Here is a 17,212-nt window from a genome sequence, read left to right on the forward strand (position 1 = left end):
GGAGGATAAATATGCGTAGTAGTGATTATCGAGCAGCAGCTAGAAAAAGTTTAGAAGGGCAATGGGGAACTTTTGCATTGTTAATGTTAAGTTCTGGAATTTTATCTATGCTCGTTGCAGGAGGAATTGGTTCGATTTTTGGAAGCGACAATTCATTTGTTTCAACCTTAACTGAATTGTTGCTAACCTTTGCTTTTGGTTATGGTATTTTTTATGCAAGTTTATATGCAGTCAGAGGCGGAAAAGCCGAAGTGGGTATGATTTTTAGTATATTTAATGGTGGACGCTACTTACCATTACTACTAGTAAACTTAGTTGAATGGTTAGTAGGACTTATTTCTAGTTTTGTCTTAGCTTTACCTTTTATTGGTATTTTAGGATTTGGTGTTATTTCAACTATGTTGTTAACAGGTGGAAGTGGCAATTTAGTTTCAAGCGTGGTTGGTTTTGGAGGTTTTAGTGCGATTGCTCTATTAACTTTACTTTTTGTAGTGATTATTGCTGGTGTTGGTACATTAGTAGATGGTTATTTTCAAATAGTAGTTCTGATTCGTTTGGATTTTCCAGAAATGAAACTTGGTGATGTATTTAGCTATGCATTTACACTATTAAAAGGTCGTTTATGGGATTTGTTTGTGTTGCAACTCTCATTTATAGGTTGGTACCTTTTAGGAATATTCGTCATTCCATTATTGTGGATTGTACCTTATAAAATTGTTGCGATTTCAGAATTTTATGATGTTGCTAAAGAAAACAATGAACTAAAAGAATTGATTTAAAAAGTAAAAAAGACAGATTTGATGATGGAAGTCGTCAAATCTGTCTTTTTTTATCTGAAAAATTGTGCTATTTGTTAACGTAATTGGAAGATATCCGCATAAGTAATATCAGAAGAGCGGGTTTGATGATCGGTAATGTAAGGTACCAAAGGTCTGAAATGTGCAGATTTGGTCCATTTGTTGAAATAGCTATCATCTTTCCAAAAAGTGAGGATAACATAAGCGACTTTTTTTTCTGAGCGCAGTAAATACAAAGCTTCTAGACCTGGCTGAGCATCTAAATCTTCTTTAATGCGATCAAATTGTAGAAGGAAACTTTTTTCATTTTCTGGAGCTAGTCCAATATGTTCAAAGACAGCAATCCCATCATGAGGTTTCAATCCATATTGAAATCGATTCTCGTAACCAAAAGGAGCATTAAAAACAGAGGCAGCATTGCTTTCATCTAGCAGTAAATAAATATCACTAGCAGTTGTTTTTTGCATTAAAGTAAAATTATGCATAGGGTGCTCATCGTGTAAGTATTTTGTTAAATAAGGGCGGGTACCAGTGGTTGTGTAAACGTATAAACTCATAATAATTCAATTCCTCCTAATAAAATATGTTGAGAGCTGACCTTGACAAAAAGATAGGAAAATACACACACAAAGCATCTTTTTACTTTGAGGGATTGTATCTTCTTTTCAAAGGGCTGAAGCTCGAAACTAACCTAATATAATATGTTGAGAACTTTAATGATACATTCTAATTTAGTATACACCTTCTTTTCAGATAAGTGTATCAAAATCCTAAAGGAGAGACTAAAAAATAACTGAAAACTGAAAAATCTAATGTTATCCATAATTTTATATTAAATGTTATCCCTCATGCTTGAATAAAATTAGTCTTTTAAATTTCCATTCATAGCTTAAATATGCCTGTAAATAGTTAGATTTAATAAAAAGAATCACAAAAATAGAAAAGGTAGTTTCTTTTTTTTGAGATAACAAGTAAAATGAACATAAGAGAGTTGATAATGGAGGTGGAACTTGGATGGAGCGAGCAAAAAAAAGAATTGCGATTGTTGGTGGTGGAATCACAGGTTTAACAGCTGCTTATGAAATAAAAAAATTTATTGAAAAAGAACAGTTACCTTTTGAATTGATTCTATTAGAAGGTTCTACTAGAGTAGGTGGGAAAATACATACCCTTCAAATTGGTACCCGTTTTTTTGATACGGGAGCAGAATCTATTGATGTAAGATATTCTGGTGCCATGACTTTAATCAAAGAATTAGGATTGGAAGAAGAATTAGTTTATAGTTCTGGCGACAAGCCAGATGTTTATTTTTATAATCAGTTGCACCAATTAACCTATCCAACTTATAAAGGGATTCCTATCCACCGTACCGATATTTGGAAAAATAAATTATTGACGTTCCATGGCAAACTGGCAAGTTACAAAGATTTGGTTGTTCCTAAAACAAAAATAGAAGAAGATTTGACGGTCAGTAGCTTTTTAAAGCGTCGTCTTGGAGAAGAGCAGGTTGAACATGTAGTTGAGCCTTTCTTTTCTAAGATATATGCAGGGGATTTAGATGAAATGGGCGTTAGAAGTTCTAATGAATTTATTTATGATGTCGAGCAAAATCATCGACGTCTATCTAAAGGGCTAAGCAATTATCCTGAATTTTTTGATGGTGATGGAAATTATGTCACTTTTGAAAAGGGATTAGAAGTCTTGCCGAAAAAATTAGCTGAAACAATTGAACCCCATATCCAATATGGGAAAAAAGTTTTTGAAATCAGTAAAGGTCAAGAAGGAACGTATGTTATCGATATCAATCGAAAAGAACAAATGCGTGCTGGAGCTGTGATTGTTGCAACACCTGCAACTGAATACTCCCGCTTATTTAAGGACGAGAAACTTACTTCTTTTTTCAATAAAACTGTGACTACCTCAATCGGATTTATTTTATTAAGCTTTCCCAAAGGTGCAATTAAAAATGAACCTAAAGGTTTTGGTTTTGTAACACCGCGTCGAAATGACTCTCATGTTACCTCGGTCATTCTATTAGATAAAAAATGGCCAACATTAAAGCAAAATGATGAAGAAGTATTGATTGGAGCTAATTTTGGTAGGCGTGGGGAAGAATCGTTAGTTTCTTTGAGCAATTTAGAGATTGAAGAATACATTCTAAAGGATTTAAACCAAATCTTGGGCATCGAAGTTCCTCCGAATTACTCGAAAATTGCTAGGTGGCCGAATGCAATCCCACAATATACGATTCATCACGAAGAGCGTAAGCAAAAGCTAGTAGCTATTTTACGTGCTGATTTTCCCGGGATTTATATTGGTGGAAATGGTTTTGGCGGCTTTGGAATTAATCAATGTGTCGCACAAGCAAATCGAATTTCTAAAGCGACGATTGAGTATATGAAAAAACAAAATTGTATTTAGACTGCGTATATGATCTGAAATTTGCTGTTAAATAAAATGTTCTAAAAAAAAGAAGCTTTTTTATTTTATTTTTAGTGGTAGTGGTGTATGGTAAATGCATAGTGAAAAATTAAGAAAGGGCTGATTAATGTGAAATTAACCATTTTAGGCTATTGGGGCGGTTATCCAATTAATAATGAGGGAACGAGTTCTTATTTAGTTGAATCGGAGGGTTATCGTTTATTAATTGATGCAGGGAGCGCTTCTTTAATCTCGTTAGAAAATCACTTGGATCCACTTGAACTAGATGCTGTTATCCTTTCTCATTATCATCACGATCATGTGGCTGACATTGGAGTATTGCAATTTATGCGCTTGTTAAAACGGAAAAATAATGGTGAGGATCGCGCTTCTTTATTACCTATTCATGCTCACACAGAAAACGCAGCCGGATTTGCTGCGTTGACTTTAGAACGTGTTAGTGAGGGCGTGGCCTACAAAGAGACAGACAAGTTGAATATTGGTCCATTTGAAATTACTTTTATGCGGACTCTCCATCCAGTCCCTTGTTTTGCGATGCGGATTAAAGAAGTCAAAACAGGAAAAGTTTTGGTTTATACGGCGGATTCTGGATTTCTCCCTGATTTTGTACCTTTTAGTGAGAAAGCAGATCTTCTTTTAGCTGACACTAATTTTTTTGAAGGTATGGAGAATCACCAAGTGCATATGACTTCTCTTGAAGTCGCACGAATTGCCAAAAAAGCTGAAGTTAAAACCTTAGTCTTAACTCATTTACCACAAATTGGAGACTTGGAATTATTAAAAGCTCAAGCGATTAACCATGCAGAGGGAATTGAGGTTTTACTAGCTAAAAAAGACTTAGTAATCGATTTATAAATTTGAAAAGAGGATGACTATATGTATTTTGTAAATAATAATGAAATCACAGATCCACGAATTAACTTAGCAATTGAAACTTTTTTATTGAAAAATTTAACGTTAGATGAACCAATTTTACTTTTTTACATTAACGAGCCTTCCATTATTATCGGACGTAACCAAAACACAATTGAAGAGATTAATATCGATTATGTTGAAGAAAAAAAGATTCACGTTGTGCGCCGCTTATCTGGGGGAGGAGCAGTTTACCATGATTTTGGTAACCTATCTTTTAGTTTTATTATGCCGGATGATGGCAATTCTTTCCGTGACTTTGCTAAATTTACAGAACCTGTAATTGCTTCACTTCACAAAATGGGCGTTGAAGGAGCTGAATTAAAAGGTCGTAACGATTTAGTGATTGATGATAAAAAGTTCTCAGGAAATGCGATGTATGCGACTAGTGGTCGGATGTTTGCTCACGGAACAATTATGTTTGATAGTGATATAGAAGCCGTTGTGGGTGCATTAAAAGTACGTAAAGATAAGATTGAGTCTAAAGGAATTAAATCGATTCGTAGTCGAGTAACTAATATTAAACCGTTTTTAAGTGATGCTTATCAGTATATTTCAATTAAGGAATTTCGCGATCAATTATTATTGAGTATTTTTAATGTGGCAGATCGAAGTCAAGTGAAAGAGTATCATTTAACTGAAAGTGATTGGGAAAAAATTCATGAAATTTCTGCTGAATATTATGGAAATTGGGATTGGAACTATGGAAAATCACCTAAGTTTGAATTGAATCGTCGTCAGCGTTTCCCAATTGGGTCAGTTGAATTTAAGATGAATGTTGAAAAAGGCTATATTAAAGATGTTCGAATCTTTGGTGATTTCTTTGGCCTAGGAGAAATTTCAGATGTTGAGAAACGTTTAGAAGGAATCAAATATGACCGTTCAGAAATTGAAAAAGCTTTAGAAGACGTTGATGTGCAGAACTATTTTGGAAACATTGAAAAAGAAGATCTTTTAAATCTAATCTACTAATACTAATAAGAAAACCTGAAATCACAATGGATTTCAGGTTTTCTTATTTATTTTTAGCGTTTTCGGCCTAGGCCAACTGCATTTTGCATTTTTTTCAAGGTTTTATTTGCGACTGCATTGGCGTGTTTTGCACCAGCATCTAAAATCTCATCCAGTTCATCTGATTTTAGAAGGGCGTAGTAGCGTTCTTGAATTGGCTCCATAACGGCTATGACAGCTTCTGCTAAATCTTCTTTAAACTTTCCGTATCCTACACCTTCGTAACGAGGTGTGATACTTTCAATTGTTTCGCCTGAAAAGGCAGAGTAAATTGTTAGTAGATTAGAAATACCTGGTTTGTTTTCAACATCAAATTCGATGACACCACTTGAATCGGTAACAGCACTTTTAATTTTCTTACGAATACTAGCAGGATCATCTAACATAGAAATGAACCCTTTTTGATTGTCGTCAGATTTACTCATTTTTTTAGTGGGTTCTTGTAAACTCATGATTCGACCACCAAATTTTGGAATCTTGACTTCTGGTAGTGTTAAAACTTGGTTGCCATTTCCGTATTTATTGTTAAAACGATCTACGAAGTCACGTGTCAGCTCTAAATGCTGCTTTTGATCTTCTCCAACAGGCACAAAATTACTTTGATAGAGAATAATATCTGCAACCATCAAAGGTGGGTAAGTCAGCAGACCTGCGCTTACACCTGCACGATTTGATTTAGCAGATTTATCTTTAAATTGCGTCATGCGTTCCAATTCTCCCAAAGAGATGTTACATTGAACAATCCATGCTGCCTGAGTGTGTGCTGGAACTTCAGATTGGATAAAAATAGTTGATTTAGCAGGATCCAAGCCAACGGCTAAGTAGAGTGCTGTTAAACCGCGAATTTGCTCTCTAAGTTTAATGCGATCCTGTGGGACAGTGATTGCATGTTCATCTACAATACAGTAGTAGCAATCGTAATTCTCTTGTAGTGCAATAAATTGTTTCATGGCGCCAATATAATTGCCGATTGTTGGAATTCCACTAGGTTGAATTCCAGAAAAAATTGTTTCCATATCAAAAACTCCCTTACTTAATTAATAAATTATCTTGAAACTAAATAGGCTCAATCTATCATGTTGTCTTTTTAGACAAAGCTACTTCATTATTATACGTGAAATTTTATAAATAGTAACCAAAAAGAGTGATTAAACTAAAAATTAGTAAAACGGCACCCGCTACTAAGGGGGAGCGATAACCTTTACCAACAGCTTTTGATAGAGGCTCGATTTCAGCATCAGATGTATTTCGTTTTAAGGCTTGAGCGCTTTTTTTTAGGCTATAGTTAAAAAAATCAAAAACTCCAGAAGATAGTGTATACCAAAAAATTCCAATAATTAATAAAATTCCAGCAGCTATAAAGCTTAAATTTGATGTTTCTAAAAAAGTGACTTTTTGAAATTTGATGACTTGCCAGAGGAAAACAACGGAAAGTGGCAATATAATTAGAAAAGATACAATTTTTTTAGGTTTCATGTTATATTTCTCCTTTCAACAAGACTATTGTGCTGAATTTAATTTACCTCAAATTAAATTCAATTACAATAATATCTAGTACAATGAGAAAAAAATGAGAAATTTTAGGCGGAATTTGAAGATTTTATGGCTGTTTTTTAATAATTATGAAAAAAAAGTTAATAATTAGTAAAAAACTTTTGCTTTATTCGTCTTAACGAGCTATTCTATATAGTATATTCATTTTTAAGAAAATGATTAAAATTTATCATGGAGGTGCTTGTATCGATGAAAAACTATGCTAAGTTTTTGGGAAAGCGAATCTTTTTTATGTTAATCACGCTTTTACTAATAGCATCGATTACATTTTTTTTACTGAAGCTTTTACCAGGTACGCCATACAGTAACCAGGAAAAACTATCGCAAGAACAAATTTATATTATGAATGAAAAGTATGGTCTCAATAAACCCGTGATCGAGCAATATTGGGTCTATATAACGGGGTTATTGAAAGGTGATTTAGGAACTTCTTTCCAATTCAACAATACACCTGTATCTACTTTACTTTCAGCAAGAGTCGGACCCTCGCTCCAGCTAGGTCTGCAGGCGGTTATTCTAGGGACATTTTTAGGAATAATCTTAGGGGTTATCGCCGCAATGAATCAAAATACGTGGATTGATACTTCGGCTACATTTGCCGCAATATTAGGTCGCTCTATTCCTAACTTTGTTTTTGCCGTGTTGTTACAATTAATTTTCGGCGTGTATTTAAAATGGTTCCCAATTGCTATGTGGAAAGACGGCTTTGCTTCATCGGTTTTACCGACAATCGCATTGGCCATTTCGCCGCTAGCAGATTCAGCACGTTTTATTCGAACTGAAATGGTCGAAGTTTTAAGTAGTGATTATATTGAATTAGCTCGTGCCAAAGGTCTAGCTCGTTGGGTTGTTTCCTTTAAGCATGGAGTTCGTAATGCATTAATTCCTTTAGTAACATTATTAGGACCAATGGCTGTTGGTTTAATGACAGGTTCATTAGTAGTTGAAAATATTTTCTCAATTCCTGGAATCGGAGAACAATTTGTTAAATCAATCATGACCAATGACTATCCAACTATTATGGGTGTAACAATGTTGTACTCTGCAATGCTTGTAGCCATTATTTTATTAGTTGATATTCTATATGGAATCATCGATCCAAGAATTCGTGTAGCGGGAGGGAGCAATTAATGAGTAATTTAAACGAAGAATTAAAAAATTTGTCTCCTGAAATGTTTGAACCGGCACAGGATTCAGGATTAGTAGATAGAGAAAAAATTGCTGCACCTTCTTTAAACTTCTTCCAAGATTCTTGGCGTCGTCTGAAGAAAAATAAAGCAGCTGTAATCTGTTTGTTTATTTTAATCTTTATGATTAGTGCAAGTATTGCTGCACCACTAATTTCACCACATGATCCAAATAAACAAACTGTTGCCTATGCTAATTTACCTCCACGTATTAAAGGAGTAAATATTAATGGCTTAAATGGAACTGCTAAAATTGGAAATACAGATAAAAGAGTTGATAAATACGCTCAGAAAAATGTTCCTGACGATGTGAATTACATTTTTGGAACAGACGGTTTAGGACGTGATTTATTTTCACGGATCTTAGCTGGAATGCGCGTGTCACTTTTAATTGCTTTAATTGCTGCCTTTTTTGATTTAACTATTGGAGTTTCTTACGGATTGATTTCAGGTATGAGCGGTGGTCGTGTCGACAACTTTATGCAACGTATCTTAGAAATTATTGGTGGGATTCCTAACTTGGTTGTCTTAATTTTAATGCTTCTAGTATTACAACCAGGTATTTTATCAATTGGTATTGCTTTGGCGATTACTGGTTGGATTACGATGGCGCGTGTTGTGCGGGCTCAGACACTAAAATTAAAAAATCAAGAGTATATTCTTGCTGCAAAAACACTAGGTGAATCCAATTTAAAAATTGCAATTAAACACCTAATTCCAAACCTTTCTGGAGTAATCATTATCAATACGATGTTTACGATCCCAGCAGCTATTTTCTTTGAAGCCTTCTTAAGTTTCATTGGAATCGGAATCCCAGCTCCACAAGCATCACTTGGTACACTTTTAAGTGATGGGTATAAAACTTTCCGTTTCTTACCACATTTGATGTGGTACCCAGCTGCGGTTATGTGTATTTTAATGATTTCATTTAACTTATTAGCTGACGGTTTACGCGATGCGTTTGATCCAAAAATGAAAGATTAGCGAGGTAGATATGAATGAGCAATATATTAGAAGTTAAAGACTTAACCATTACATTTGACACCTTTGCTGGAACTGTTCAGGCAATTCGTGGTGTTAGTTTTGATTTGAAAAAAGGTGAAACATTAGCTATTGTGGGTGAATCAGGCTCAGGTAAATCAGTAACGAGTCGTAGTATCATGCGTTTATTAGCTAAGAATGCCAATGTTGAAAAAGGCGAAATTTTATTTAACGGGAAAGATATCAATAAAAGAACTGAAAAAGAGATGCAAGGGATTCGCGGAAAAGAAATCGCAATGATCTTTCAAGATCCAATGACTTCTTTAAATCCAACGATGACAATCGGTAAACAAATTGCTGAACCGATTATTAAACATCAAAAAGTCAGTAAAAAAGAAGCTTTAGAAAGAGCTCTTGAGTTATTAAAACTTGTAGGTTTACCTGATCCAGAGCGTCGTATGAAACAATATCCTCATCAATTTTCTGGTGGTCAACGCCAACGGATTGTTATTGCTATTGCTTTGGCATGTAACCCAGAAGTTTTGATTGCAGATGAGCCAACGACGGCACTTGATGTAACGATTCAAGCTCAAATTTTAGATTTGATGAAACAATTACAAAAGAAAATTGCAACATCGATTATTTTTATCACACATGATTTAGGTGTAGTAGCGAATGTAGCTGATCGTGTAGCGGTTATGTATGCTGGTAAAATTGTCGAAGTTGGAACGGTTGATGAGATTTTTTATAATCCTCAACATCCATACACTTGGGGCCTGATTAGTTCAATGCCGACTTTAGATATTAAAGGGAAGTCATTGTACGCTATTCCAGGAACACCACCAGATTTATTAGATCCACCAAAAGGCGATGCATTTGCACCTCGGAATGAATTTGCTATGAAAATTGATACAGAGTTAGAACCACCTTTCTTTAAAGTATCAGATACGCATTATGCAGCAACGTGGTTGCTTCATCCAGATGCTCCTTCTGTAACGCCGCCAGGCGAGATTAGAGCACGTCGTGAGTTATTCGCTAAGGATGCAACGAATACAGCCTCAGAGGCCACTTTTGAGCCCATTAATGATGCAGATGCAGGTAAGGGGGTCAAACTAGATGACAAGTAAAGAAAAAATTCTTCAAGTAAAAGGTTTAAAACAATTTTTTAACGTAGGTCAATCAAATGAAGTTCAAGCAGTTAATGATATTAGCTTTGATGTTTTTAAAGGGGAAACTTTTGGATTAGTTGGTGAGTCTGGTTGTGGAAAGTCAACAACTGGTCGTGCCATCATCCGTTTATATGATCCAACATCTGGTGAAATTATTTTCCAAGATAAAGAAGTTCATGATATCAAAGGTAAAAAAGATATGTTGAGTTTTAGACGTGATATGCAAATGATCTTCCAAGATCCGTATGCATCATTAAATCCTAAAATGAAAGTTCGCGATCTGATTGCTGAAGGTATTGACATTCATGGCTTAGCAGAATCTACGGCTGATCGTAATAAACAAGTTGATGAATTGCTAAAAACAGTTGGGTTAAATCCTGACCATTCAACACGTTATCCGCATGAGTTCTCTGGTGGACAACGTCAACGGATTGGGATTGCTCGTGCATTAGCTGTGCAACCTAAATTCATCATCTGTGATGAGCCAATTTCAGCTTTAGATGTATCGATTCAAGCGCAGGTTGTTAACTTGTTGATGGAATTACAAAAAGAAAAAGGCTTGACGTATTTATTTATTGCCCATGATTTATCAATGGTTAAATATATTAGTGATCGTATCGGTGTAATGTATTACGGTCGTCTAGTAGAATTGGCACCAGCTGATGAAGTTTACAATAATCCGTTACATCCATATACTGAAAGTTTGTTATCTGCTGTACCATTACCAGATCCTAACTATGAGCGTAGCCGTATCCGGATTCCGTATCAACCAAGAGAAGCAACTGGAGCAGAAGAAAAGCTAAGAGAAATTACTCCTGGACATTTTGTTTATTGTACAGAAGCAGATATTCCAGCTTTACAAGCGAAAGCTGCTAGTTATAAAAAGTAAAAAAGATAGGCTGTTGGACTTAGTCCCAGCCTATTTTTTTTGTTTAAAATATATAGATTTTATGTAGTAACGATTTGAAAAAATTTCTCCATATTTTCTCCATAATTTACTTGTAAAGTATGAGGTAGCAACAAACTTAAATAAAGGTTGCAAGAAAAAAATGGGAGGAAATTAAAATGAATCACTGTGTCAATCAGATGGGGAATAGTAATGTTGGGGAAGTAGGTGGCTTTACGGAAAGATTAGGTCATTCGTTTGGGATGGGGATGTTTTCATCAAGCATTATCGATTTTCTTTTACTCATATTGCTTATTTTTGTTGTAGTTAAAGTAGTCCAAGGAATCCGCTCAAAAGATTAAAAGCAAAAAATAATCATACGTAAAGGATTTATCTTGAGAAATGTTTGGTATAATGATATGAGTTAGCCGTGGAATTAAATTTGTTAGTAGAAAATAGTTTGAGAAGCTGATGTCCTATTTTCTTGCCGGAACTAACCGACTCAACCAAACTTTTTAATTTAGGAGTAAATGGGAAATGAAAATATTAATTGTCGATGATGAACCTAAAATATTAGATGTGATTGAAGCTTATTTAGTTGTGAATGGGCATCTGGTTTATCGAGCAGAAACGGGTTCTCAAGCACTGGAAAAGTATCGTGTAGTTGGTCCAGATTTAATTATTTTAGACTGGATGTTGCCAGATAGTAGCGGTATGGAGGTTTGTCAGGAAATTCGCTTGGAATCTTCTGTGCCGATTATCATGCTCACAGCGAAAGCTGGTGAAAAAAATATTATCTCTGGGTTGAAAATGGGGGCAGACGATTATGTGGTAAAACCGTTCAGTCCAAAAGAATTAGTTATGAGAGTAGAAACAGTGCTAAGGCGGACGGGTTATCAAGCGAAAACGCAGAAAATTAAGTTTAATGATGGCAAATTAGTGATAGATGTATTGGGCAAACAAGTTTTTCAAAGCAATCAGCTAGTTTGTCTAACTGGAACTGAGTTCGACTTGTTACAGATTTTTGCTGAATCTCCAGAACAAATTTTTTCAAGAGAGCAATTAATAGAACACGTTAAAGGGATTGAATTTGATGGGATGGATCGAGTGATTGATTCACATATTAAAAATTTGCGTCAAAAAATTGAAGATAATCCCAAAAAACCTGAATTTATTTTAACTGTTCATGGTAGAGGCTATCGCTTTGGAGGAAAAAAATGATTCGTACAATAAAAGGGCATTTTATTTCTTCGTTTATTTTAATTGCTTGTTTAATTATTGGAGCGATTAGTTTGACGACCTTAATTTTAGTTAATCGGCATTTTGACCGCTATATTGTTGAACGACAAGAAGATCGTTTGGCTGAAATCAAACATTCTTTGGAGTTCAGTTTTGTCAATGAGGAAGGGAATTGGGACCTAGCTGAGATTGAAAAAATTGGGGAGTCTGCACTAGATTCAGGTATTGATATTACAGTTTACAGTAATGAAAATGAACGAATCTGGCAAACGACGAAACAATCTATGGGACATATGAGAATGAATGGGAAACATCATAAAATGATGAACCAAGAAAATCAAAATAAAGACTTGGAGTATGTTGAAAAAAATGTTGTACTAAAGGATGGCAAACAAGCAATCGGTCAAGTGCAGTTTGGGTATTATGGACCATTGACCTATAGTGATCATGATGTGGCTTTTATCTCAGCAATGCGTAGAAGTTTAATCTTAATTGCCATTTTTGCTTTGACTTTTTCTTTATTTTTTGCGACTTGGGTTGCACGAAAATTAAGTCTGCCATTAATTCAGGTTAATCGTTTTACACAAGCAATTGCAAAAGGTCATTACAATGAAAAAACACCACCAAAATCCTCAACTAAAGAGGTGAATGAGTTAATTATTTCTGTCCAGGATTTATCTAATCAGTTGGAGCAACAAGAGGAATTGAGAAATCGGCTATCTAGTGATATTTCTCATGAAATTAGAACGCCTTTAACGACTTTAAAGGGACATATAGAAGCAATGTTAGATGGTGTCTGGGAGCCAACGCCAGAACGTTTAAAAAGTTGCTATGAAGAAGTTAACCGCTTAAGTCGATTGATTGGCGATATTGATAAGATTACAGCATTGGAAGCGCAACAAGAAGTTGTTCGGAAATCAAGGTTTGATCTTTATCAGTTAGCCCAAACAGTTGCATTGACTTTTGAGCCTTTAATCTTTCAAAAGGGCATTCAGTTTGAATTAACTGGTGAAAAAACGTTTATTGATGCCGATCAAGATAAAATTAGTCAAATTATTTTGAACCTATTAAGCAACGCACTTAAATTTACTGAATCGGGTGGTAAGATTCAAGTGAAGGTTAAAATAAAAGATCAATTTGCTGTTTTAATGGTAGAGGACTCTGGTTGTGGTATTGATTCTACTGACTTGGAACATATCTTTGACCGCTTTTATATGGCAGACGACTCTAGAAAACAGAATAACGAAGGGCAAGGAATTGGGCTAGCTATTGTAAAAAGCATTGTTAAAGCTCATGATGGAACAGTTAGTGTTAGTAGCTCGGTAAACTTAGGAACAAGGTTTATAATTCAATTGCCATTGGCAAATACTAAATAAAATGTACTTATAACGAATGAGTTTGGTGCGTACTTAGAGGTTGGAACGAATGTTCACAACCTCTTTTTGTTGGTTATAGTCATTTTAACAGCTATATTTTGTCCTATCTTTCTTATAATTTGTGACTATCTCTCTAAATCGTAACAAGCTAGAATATAGATGTAAGAAGAAAACGTTTTCTTTGAGAGGAGGAGTTCAATTTTGAAAGGTAAAACAAAGAAAAAGACTTTGTGGAAAGACTTTATGAAAAATAAAGCCTTTTTATTAATGGCGTTACCTGGAGCAATTTGGTTAGTGTTATTTTTCTACATTCCAGTACTAGGAAACGTTGTGGCATTTAAAGACTTTCAGTATTCAGATGGAGGTTTCTTTAAAAGTTTAAGTCAAAGTCCTTGGGTAGGATTTGAAAATTTTAAGTTTTTATTTAGTTCATCAAACGCATACTTAATTACGCGGAACACAGTTTTGTATAATGTTGGATTTATTTTAATCAACTTACTCTTTGCAATTGTTTTTGCAGTTATTTTAAGTGAGATTCGTTCGAAAAAAATGATTAAAGTGTATCAAACATCTATGCTATTACCTTATTTTATTTCATGGGTTATCATCAGTTATTTTGTGTATGCATTCTTAAGCCCAGATAAAGGTTTGCTAAATGCAATTATTACTGGCAATGGTGGAGAAGCAATTAACTGGTACAATGAACCAAGGTTCTGGCCATTTATTTTACTATTCTTAGGGGTTTGGAAGGGAATTGGTTATAACAGTATCATTTACTTTGCAAGCATCATGGGAATTGATCCAACTTATTATGAAGCTGCAATGGTCGATGGAGCAACTAAGTGGCAACAGATTAAAAACGTTACGATCCCACAGTTGGTTCCACTAATTACGATTTTATCTATTTTAGCAGTAGGAAATATTTTTAAAGCGGATTTTGGGTTGTTCTACCAAATTCCAAGAAATTCAGGTGCACTATATGAAGTTACTTCTGTTTTAGATACGTATATCTACAATGGATTAACAAGTAGTGGAGACATTGGAATGGCGTCAGCAGCAGGCTTATATCAATCTGTTGTAGGATGTATTCTCGTAGTAGGAGCCAATTTATTTGTTCGTAGATTTGATGAAGAATCAGCTTTATTCTAAAAGAAAGGAATCAATCAAATGAAAAAAAAGAAAGTGACACAATTAACGGTTAGAACTTTTGGGAAAAAAGCTGATTTTCTATTCAATCTCTTAGTTGGAATATTTGCCTTTTCGTGTGTTTTTCCCTTTATTTTCGTCATTATCATTTCGTTGACGAGTGAAACATCGTTAGTAACTAATGGCTATGCACTTATTCCTCAAGAATGGAGTTTTGATGGCTATCGTTATTTGGCAGAAATGAAAGATCAGATTTTACAAGCGTTGTTTATCACTGTGTTTGTAACGGTTGTTGGAACATTAATCAATGTTACCTTTACATCAACTTATGCTTACGCAATTTCAAGACCTTCATTTAAATATCGTCGTTTCTTCACTATTTTTGCATTAATCACAATGTTGTTTAGTCCAGGGATGGTTCCTAACTACATTGTTATGACAAACATGCTTCAATTAAAAGATACGGTATGGGCGTTAATATTACCAATGGCATTAAGTCCCTTTAATATTATTGTAATGCGAACGTTCTTTAAACGGTCAGTTCCAGATGCCATTATTGAATCAGCAAAAATTGATGGTGCTAGTGAATTAAGAGTTTTTTTACAGATTGTTTTACCGCTAGCTGTTCCTGGGATTGCGACAATCAGTCTATTTGCAGCTTTAGGGTATTGGAATGATTGGTTTAACGCTTTACTTTATATTCAAAGTGACAATTTAATCCCATTACAGTATTTATTGATGAAAATTCAATCAAACATTGAATATATGACACAAAATGCTGGTATGAGTGCTCAATTATCAGGTGGAGCAGCAGCAATTCCAAAAGAAGCAACACGTATGGCAATGGTGGTTATTTCAACTTTACCAATTGCATGTAGTTATCCATTCTTCCAAAGATACTTTGTTAGTGGATTAACAATTGGTGGAGTTAAAGAATAAAAAAATAAACTGGAGGTTTCAAAATGAAGAAAAGCTGGAAAAAGTTAGCAGTTGGTAGTGCGTTAGGATTAATACTTGCTGGAAGTTTGGCTGGATGTTCAGGTTTGAAAGGTGATGCAACAAAGAAAAAAGAAGGCGCAAGCGATTCAGGTGCACCGACTTTATTAATGTACCAAATCGGTGATAAACCTGATAATTATGATGAATTAATGAAAGTAGCAAATAAAAAAATTGAAGCTGAGACTGGAGTTCAATTGAATTTACAGTATATCGGTTGGGGTGATTACGAAAAGAAAATGTCCGTTATCACGTCTTCAGGTGAGAACTATGATATCGCTTTAGCTAATAATTATGTCACAAATGCTCAAAAAGGTGCGTATGCTGATTTAACAGATTTAGCTCCTAAATTAGCTAAAGATGCTTATGATATGTTAGATCCAGCTTATATTAAAGGAAATTTAATTGATGGTAAGCTATATGCTTTCCCAGTTAACGCCAATGTGTTTGCTGAACAAGTTCTAACGTTTAATAAACAATTTTTAGATAAATACAATTTAGATATTTCAAATGTGAAATCTTATCAAGATATTGGAGAATTATTAAAAGTTGTTAAAGAAAAAGAACCAACAGTTACACCTTTAGCTGCTGGACAAGGATTTAAAGTGGAATCAAATATGGACTATCCAATTACAAATGGAATGCCATTTGCGATTGATTTATTAGGTGATGATTCAAAAATTATTAACCAGTATGACAATGACCGTATGAAAACTAATTTAAAAACAATGCATGAATACTACCAAGCTGGTTATATTGCTCAAGATGCAGCAACAAGTAATACAGATCATCCATTAGAAGGTAAAACGTGGTTCATTCGTCAAGAAACACAAGGACCGTACGACTACGGCGATACAATTTTAACAACTGCAGCAGGTCAACCTTTAGTATCAAAACCTGTTACATTACCAATCAAAACAACAGGAGCTGCACAAATGGCTAATTTTGTTGTTTCAAGTAACTCGAAAAATAAAGAAAAAGCAGTTGAAGTTTTAGGACTTATCAATTCTAATCCTGAATTATTAAATGGGTTAGTCTACGGTATTGAAGGCGAGGCATGGGAAAAAGTTGGGGACAATCAAGTTAAATTATTAGATGGCTACCAACCAAAAACACATATGTCTGCATGGAATACAGGAAACAATAAAATTATTTATGTGCAAGATTCAATCACTGAGGACCAAATCGCTGAGCGTGATAAAAAAATCGGTGAAGCAGAACAATCTCCAATTTTAGGTTTTAACTTCAATACAGAATCAGTGAAATCAGAGATTACAAATATTGCCAATGTAATGAATCAATATATTGATGGTTTAAATACTGGTACATTAGATCCTGATAAAGCAATTCCTGAAATGAATGCGAAGTTAGAAAAAGCAGGACTTGATAAAGTTCAAACTGAAATGCAAAAGCAATATGATGCATTCCGAAAAGAATAAACGCACGTTTATCAATGTCTGTTAGATTGAGGTATAAAAGAGGTTAAGAATTTTTATTCTTGCCTCTTTACATAGCT

At 34.6% G+C, this 17,212-nt stretch carries 17 protein-coding genes; 14 read left to right on the forward strand and 3 right to left on the reverse strand.

Translation table 11 applies throughout. The features are described 5' to 3' along the window. Positions 1-11 precede the first annotated feature (11 nt). The gene (locus BR77_RS16720) at positions 12-779 is read left to right on the forward strand and encodes a DUF975 family protein (protein ID WP_010050706.1); all 768 of its coding nucleotides are present in this window, start codon (positions 12-14) and stop codon (positions 777-779) included. A gap of 74 nt (positions 780-853) precedes the next feature. Here BR77_RS16720 and BR77_RS16725 read toward each other — a convergent pair whose 3' ends face one another. Further along, the gene (locus BR77_RS16725) at positions 854-1,354 is read right to left on the reverse strand and encodes an antibiotic biosynthesis monooxygenase family protein (RefSeq protein ID WP_010050707.1); all 501 of its coding nucleotides are present in this window, start codon (positions 1,352-1,354) and stop codon (positions 854-856) included. A 457-nt stretch (positions 1,355-1,811) separates the two neighbouring features. Here BR77_RS16725 and hemG point away from each other — a divergent pair, with 457 nt between their 5' ends. The 3 genes from hemG to BR77_RS16740 all read left to right on the forward strand — a co-directional run bounded on the left by hemG (position 1,812) and on the right by BR77_RS16740 (position 5,123). Further along, complete coding sequence (gene hemG, locus BR77_RS16730; protein ID WP_015076950.1) at positions 1,812-3,218, forward strand: protoporphyrinogen oxidase; 1,407 nt, start codon at positions 1,812-1,814, stop codon at positions 3,216-3,218. Positions 3,219-3,347: 129 nt separating this feature from the next. Continuing rightward, complete coding sequence (locus tag BR77_RS16735) at positions 3,348-4,094, forward strand: MBL fold metallo-hydrolase (protein ID WP_015076949.1); 747 nt, start codon at positions 3,348-3,350, stop codon at positions 4,092-4,094. A gap of 21 nt (positions 4,095-4,115) precedes the next feature. Next, entirely contained in the window at positions 4,116-5,123 is a 1,008-nt protein-coding gene (locus BR77_RS16740; protein WP_010050715.1) for a lipoate--protein ligase, read from the forward strand. Positions 5,124-5,176: 53 nt separating this feature from the next. Here the strand turns inward: BR77_RS16740 and trpS are convergent, their stop codons facing one another. Next, complete coding sequence (trpS, locus tag BR77_RS16745; protein WP_010050716.1) at positions 5,177-6,178, reverse strand: tryptophan--tRNA ligase; 1,002 nt, start codon at positions 6,176-6,178, stop codon at positions 5,177-5,179. Between the two features lie 106 nt (positions 6,179-6,284). Continuing rightward, positions 6,285-6,638 carry a DUF3899 domain-containing protein gene (locus tag BR77_RS16750; RefSeq protein ID WP_010050717.1) on the reverse strand — a complete coding sequence of 118 codons (354 nt, stop codon included), beginning with the start codon at positions 6,636-6,638 and terminating at the stop codon, positions 6,285-6,287. 267 nt (positions 6,639-6,905) lie between these two features. Between BR77_RS16750 and opp3b the strand changes: the two genes are divergently transcribed. From opp3b to BR77_RS16800, 10 genes are all read left to right on the forward strand, one after another. Continuing rightward, the gene (opp3b, locus tag BR77_RS16755; RefSeq protein WP_010050719.1) at positions 6,906-7,847 is read left to right on the forward strand and encodes an oligopeptide ABC transporter permease; all 942 of its coding nucleotides are present in this window, start codon (positions 6,906-6,908) and stop codon (positions 7,845-7,847) included. Continuing rightward, the gene (gene opp3C / locus BR77_RS16760; protein WP_010050721.1) at positions 7,847-8,887 is read left to right on the forward strand and encodes an oligopeptide ABC transporter permease; all 1,041 of its coding nucleotides are present in this window, start codon (positions 7,847-7,849) and stop codon (positions 8,885-8,887) included. Before opp3b ends, opp3C begins: the two co-directional genes overlap by 1 nt. Positions 8,888-8,901: 14 nt before the next feature. Then, positions 8,902-10,011 (forward strand): ABC transporter ATP-binding protein, encoded by a 1,110-nt coding sequence (locus BR77_RS16765; RefSeq protein ID WP_010050723.1) that lies wholly within the window; start codon positions 8,902-8,904, stop codon positions 10,009-10,011. Then, on the forward strand, positions 10,001-10,942 hold the full coding sequence (locus tag BR77_RS16770; RefSeq protein ID WP_010050724.1) for an ABC transporter ATP-binding protein: 942 nt from the start codon (positions 10,001-10,003) through the stop codon (positions 10,940-10,942). Before BR77_RS16765 ends, BR77_RS16770 begins: the two co-directional genes overlap by 11 nt. 176 nt (positions 10,943-11,118) lie before the next feature. Beyond that, positions 11,119-11,301 carry a hypothetical protein gene (locus tag BR77_RS16775; RefSeq protein ID WP_010050725.1) on the forward strand — a complete coding sequence of 61 codons (183 nt, stop codon included), beginning with the start codon at positions 11,119-11,121 and terminating at the stop codon, positions 11,299-11,301. Positions 11,302-11,476: 175 nt separating this feature from the next. After that, positions 11,477-12,160, forward strand: coding sequence for a response regulator transcription factor (locus tag BR77_RS16780; RefSeq protein ID WP_015076948.1), 684 nt, complete (start codon positions 11,477-11,479; stop codon positions 12,158-12,160). Next, positions 12,157-13,554 carry a sensor histidine kinase gene (locus BR77_RS16785; protein ID WP_035065837.1) on the forward strand — a complete coding sequence of 466 codons (1,398 nt, stop codon included), beginning with the start codon at positions 12,157-12,159 and terminating at the stop codon, positions 13,552-13,554. The genes BR77_RS16780 and BR77_RS16785 overlap by 4 nt, the downstream gene beginning before the upstream one ends. 243 nt (positions 13,555-13,797) lie before the next feature. Then, entirely contained in the window at positions 13,798-14,703 is a 906-nt protein-coding gene (locus tag BR77_RS16790; RefSeq protein WP_050815396.1) for an ABC transporter permease, read from the forward strand. Positions 14,704-14,721: 18 nt separating this feature from the next. After that, positions 14,722-15,639 (forward strand): carbohydrate ABC transporter permease, encoded by a 918-nt coding sequence (locus BR77_RS16795; protein ID WP_010050732.1) that lies wholly within the window; start codon positions 14,722-14,724, stop codon positions 15,637-15,639. Between the two features lie 23 nt (positions 15,640-15,662). Then, on the forward strand, positions 15,663-17,135 hold the full coding sequence (locus BR77_RS16800) for an ABC transporter substrate-binding protein (protein ID WP_015076946.1): 1,473 nt from the start codon (positions 15,663-15,665) through the stop codon (positions 17,133-17,135). Positions 17,136-17,212: the final 77 nt, after the last annotated feature.

Origin of the sequence: Carnobacterium maltaromaticum DSM 20342 (assembly GCF_000744945.1) — a bacterium.
GTDB lineage: Bacteria > Bacillota > Bacilli > Lactobacillales > Carnobacteriaceae > Carnobacterium > Carnobacterium maltaromaticum.

What these genes read in the sequence shown, in the direction of transcription:
- trpS (WP_010050716.1), bottom strand. Translation starts at nt 6,178, where the DNA reads ATGGAAACAATTTTTTCTGGAATTCAACCTAGTGGAATTCCAACAATC.
- hemG (WP_015076950.1), top strand. Translation starts at nt 1,812, where the DNA reads ATGGAGCGAGCAAAAAAAAGAATTGCGATTGTTGGTGGTGGAATCACA.
- BR77_RS16740 (WP_010050715.1), top strand. Translation starts at nt 4,116, where the DNA reads ATGTATTTTGTAAATAATAATGAAATCACAGATCCACGAATTAACTTA.
- BR77_RS16790 (WP_050815396.1), top strand. Translation starts at nt 13,798, where the DNA reads ATGAAAAATAAAGCCTTTTTATTAATGGCGTTACCTGGAGCAATTTGG.
- opp3C (WP_010050721.1), top strand. Translation starts at nt 7,847, where the DNA reads ATGAGTAATTTAAACGAAGAATTAAAAAATTTGTCTCCTGAAATGTTT.
- BR77_RS16775 (WP_010050725.1), top strand. Translation starts at nt 11,119, where the DNA reads ATGAATCACTGTGTCAATCAGATGGGGAATAGTAATGTTGGGGAAGTA.
- BR77_RS16795 (WP_010050732.1), top strand. Translation starts at nt 14,722, where the DNA reads ATGAAAAAAAAGAAAGTGACACAATTAACGGTTAGAACTTTTGGGAAA.
- opp3b (WP_010050719.1), top strand. Translation starts at nt 6,906, where the DNA reads ATGAAAAACTATGCTAAGTTTTTGGGAAAGCGAATCTTTTTTATGTTA.
- BR77_RS16780 (WP_015076948.1), top strand. Translation starts at nt 11,477, where the DNA reads ATGAAAATATTAATTGTCGATGATGAACCTAAAATATTAGATGTGATT.
- BR77_RS16770 (WP_010050724.1), top strand. Translation starts at nt 10,001, where the DNA reads ATGACAAGTAAAGAAAAAATTCTTCAAGTAAAAGGTTTAAAACAATTT.
- BR77_RS16800 (WP_015076946.1), top strand. Translation starts at nt 15,663, where the DNA reads ATGAAGAAAAGCTGGAAAAAGTTAGCAGTTGGTAGTGCGTTAGGATTA.
- BR77_RS16785 (WP_035065837.1), top strand. Translation starts at nt 12,157, where the DNA reads ATGATTCGTACAATAAAAGGGCATTTTATTTCTTCGTTTATTTTAATT.
- BR77_RS16750 (WP_010050717.1), bottom strand. Translation starts at nt 6,638, where the DNA reads ATGAAACCTAAAAAAATTGTATCTTTTCTAATTATATTGCCACTTTCC.
- BR77_RS16720 (WP_010050706.1), top strand. Translation starts at nt 12, where the DNA reads ATGCGTAGTAGTGATTATCGAGCAGCAGCTAGAAAAAGTTTAGAAGGG.
- BR77_RS16765 (WP_010050723.1), top strand. Translation starts at nt 8,902, where the DNA reads ATGAGCAATATATTAGAAGTTAAAGACTTAACCATTACATTTGACACC.
- BR77_RS16725 (WP_010050707.1), bottom strand. Translation starts at nt 1,354, where the DNA reads ATGAGTTTATACGTTTACACAACCACTGGTACCCGCCCTTATTTAACA.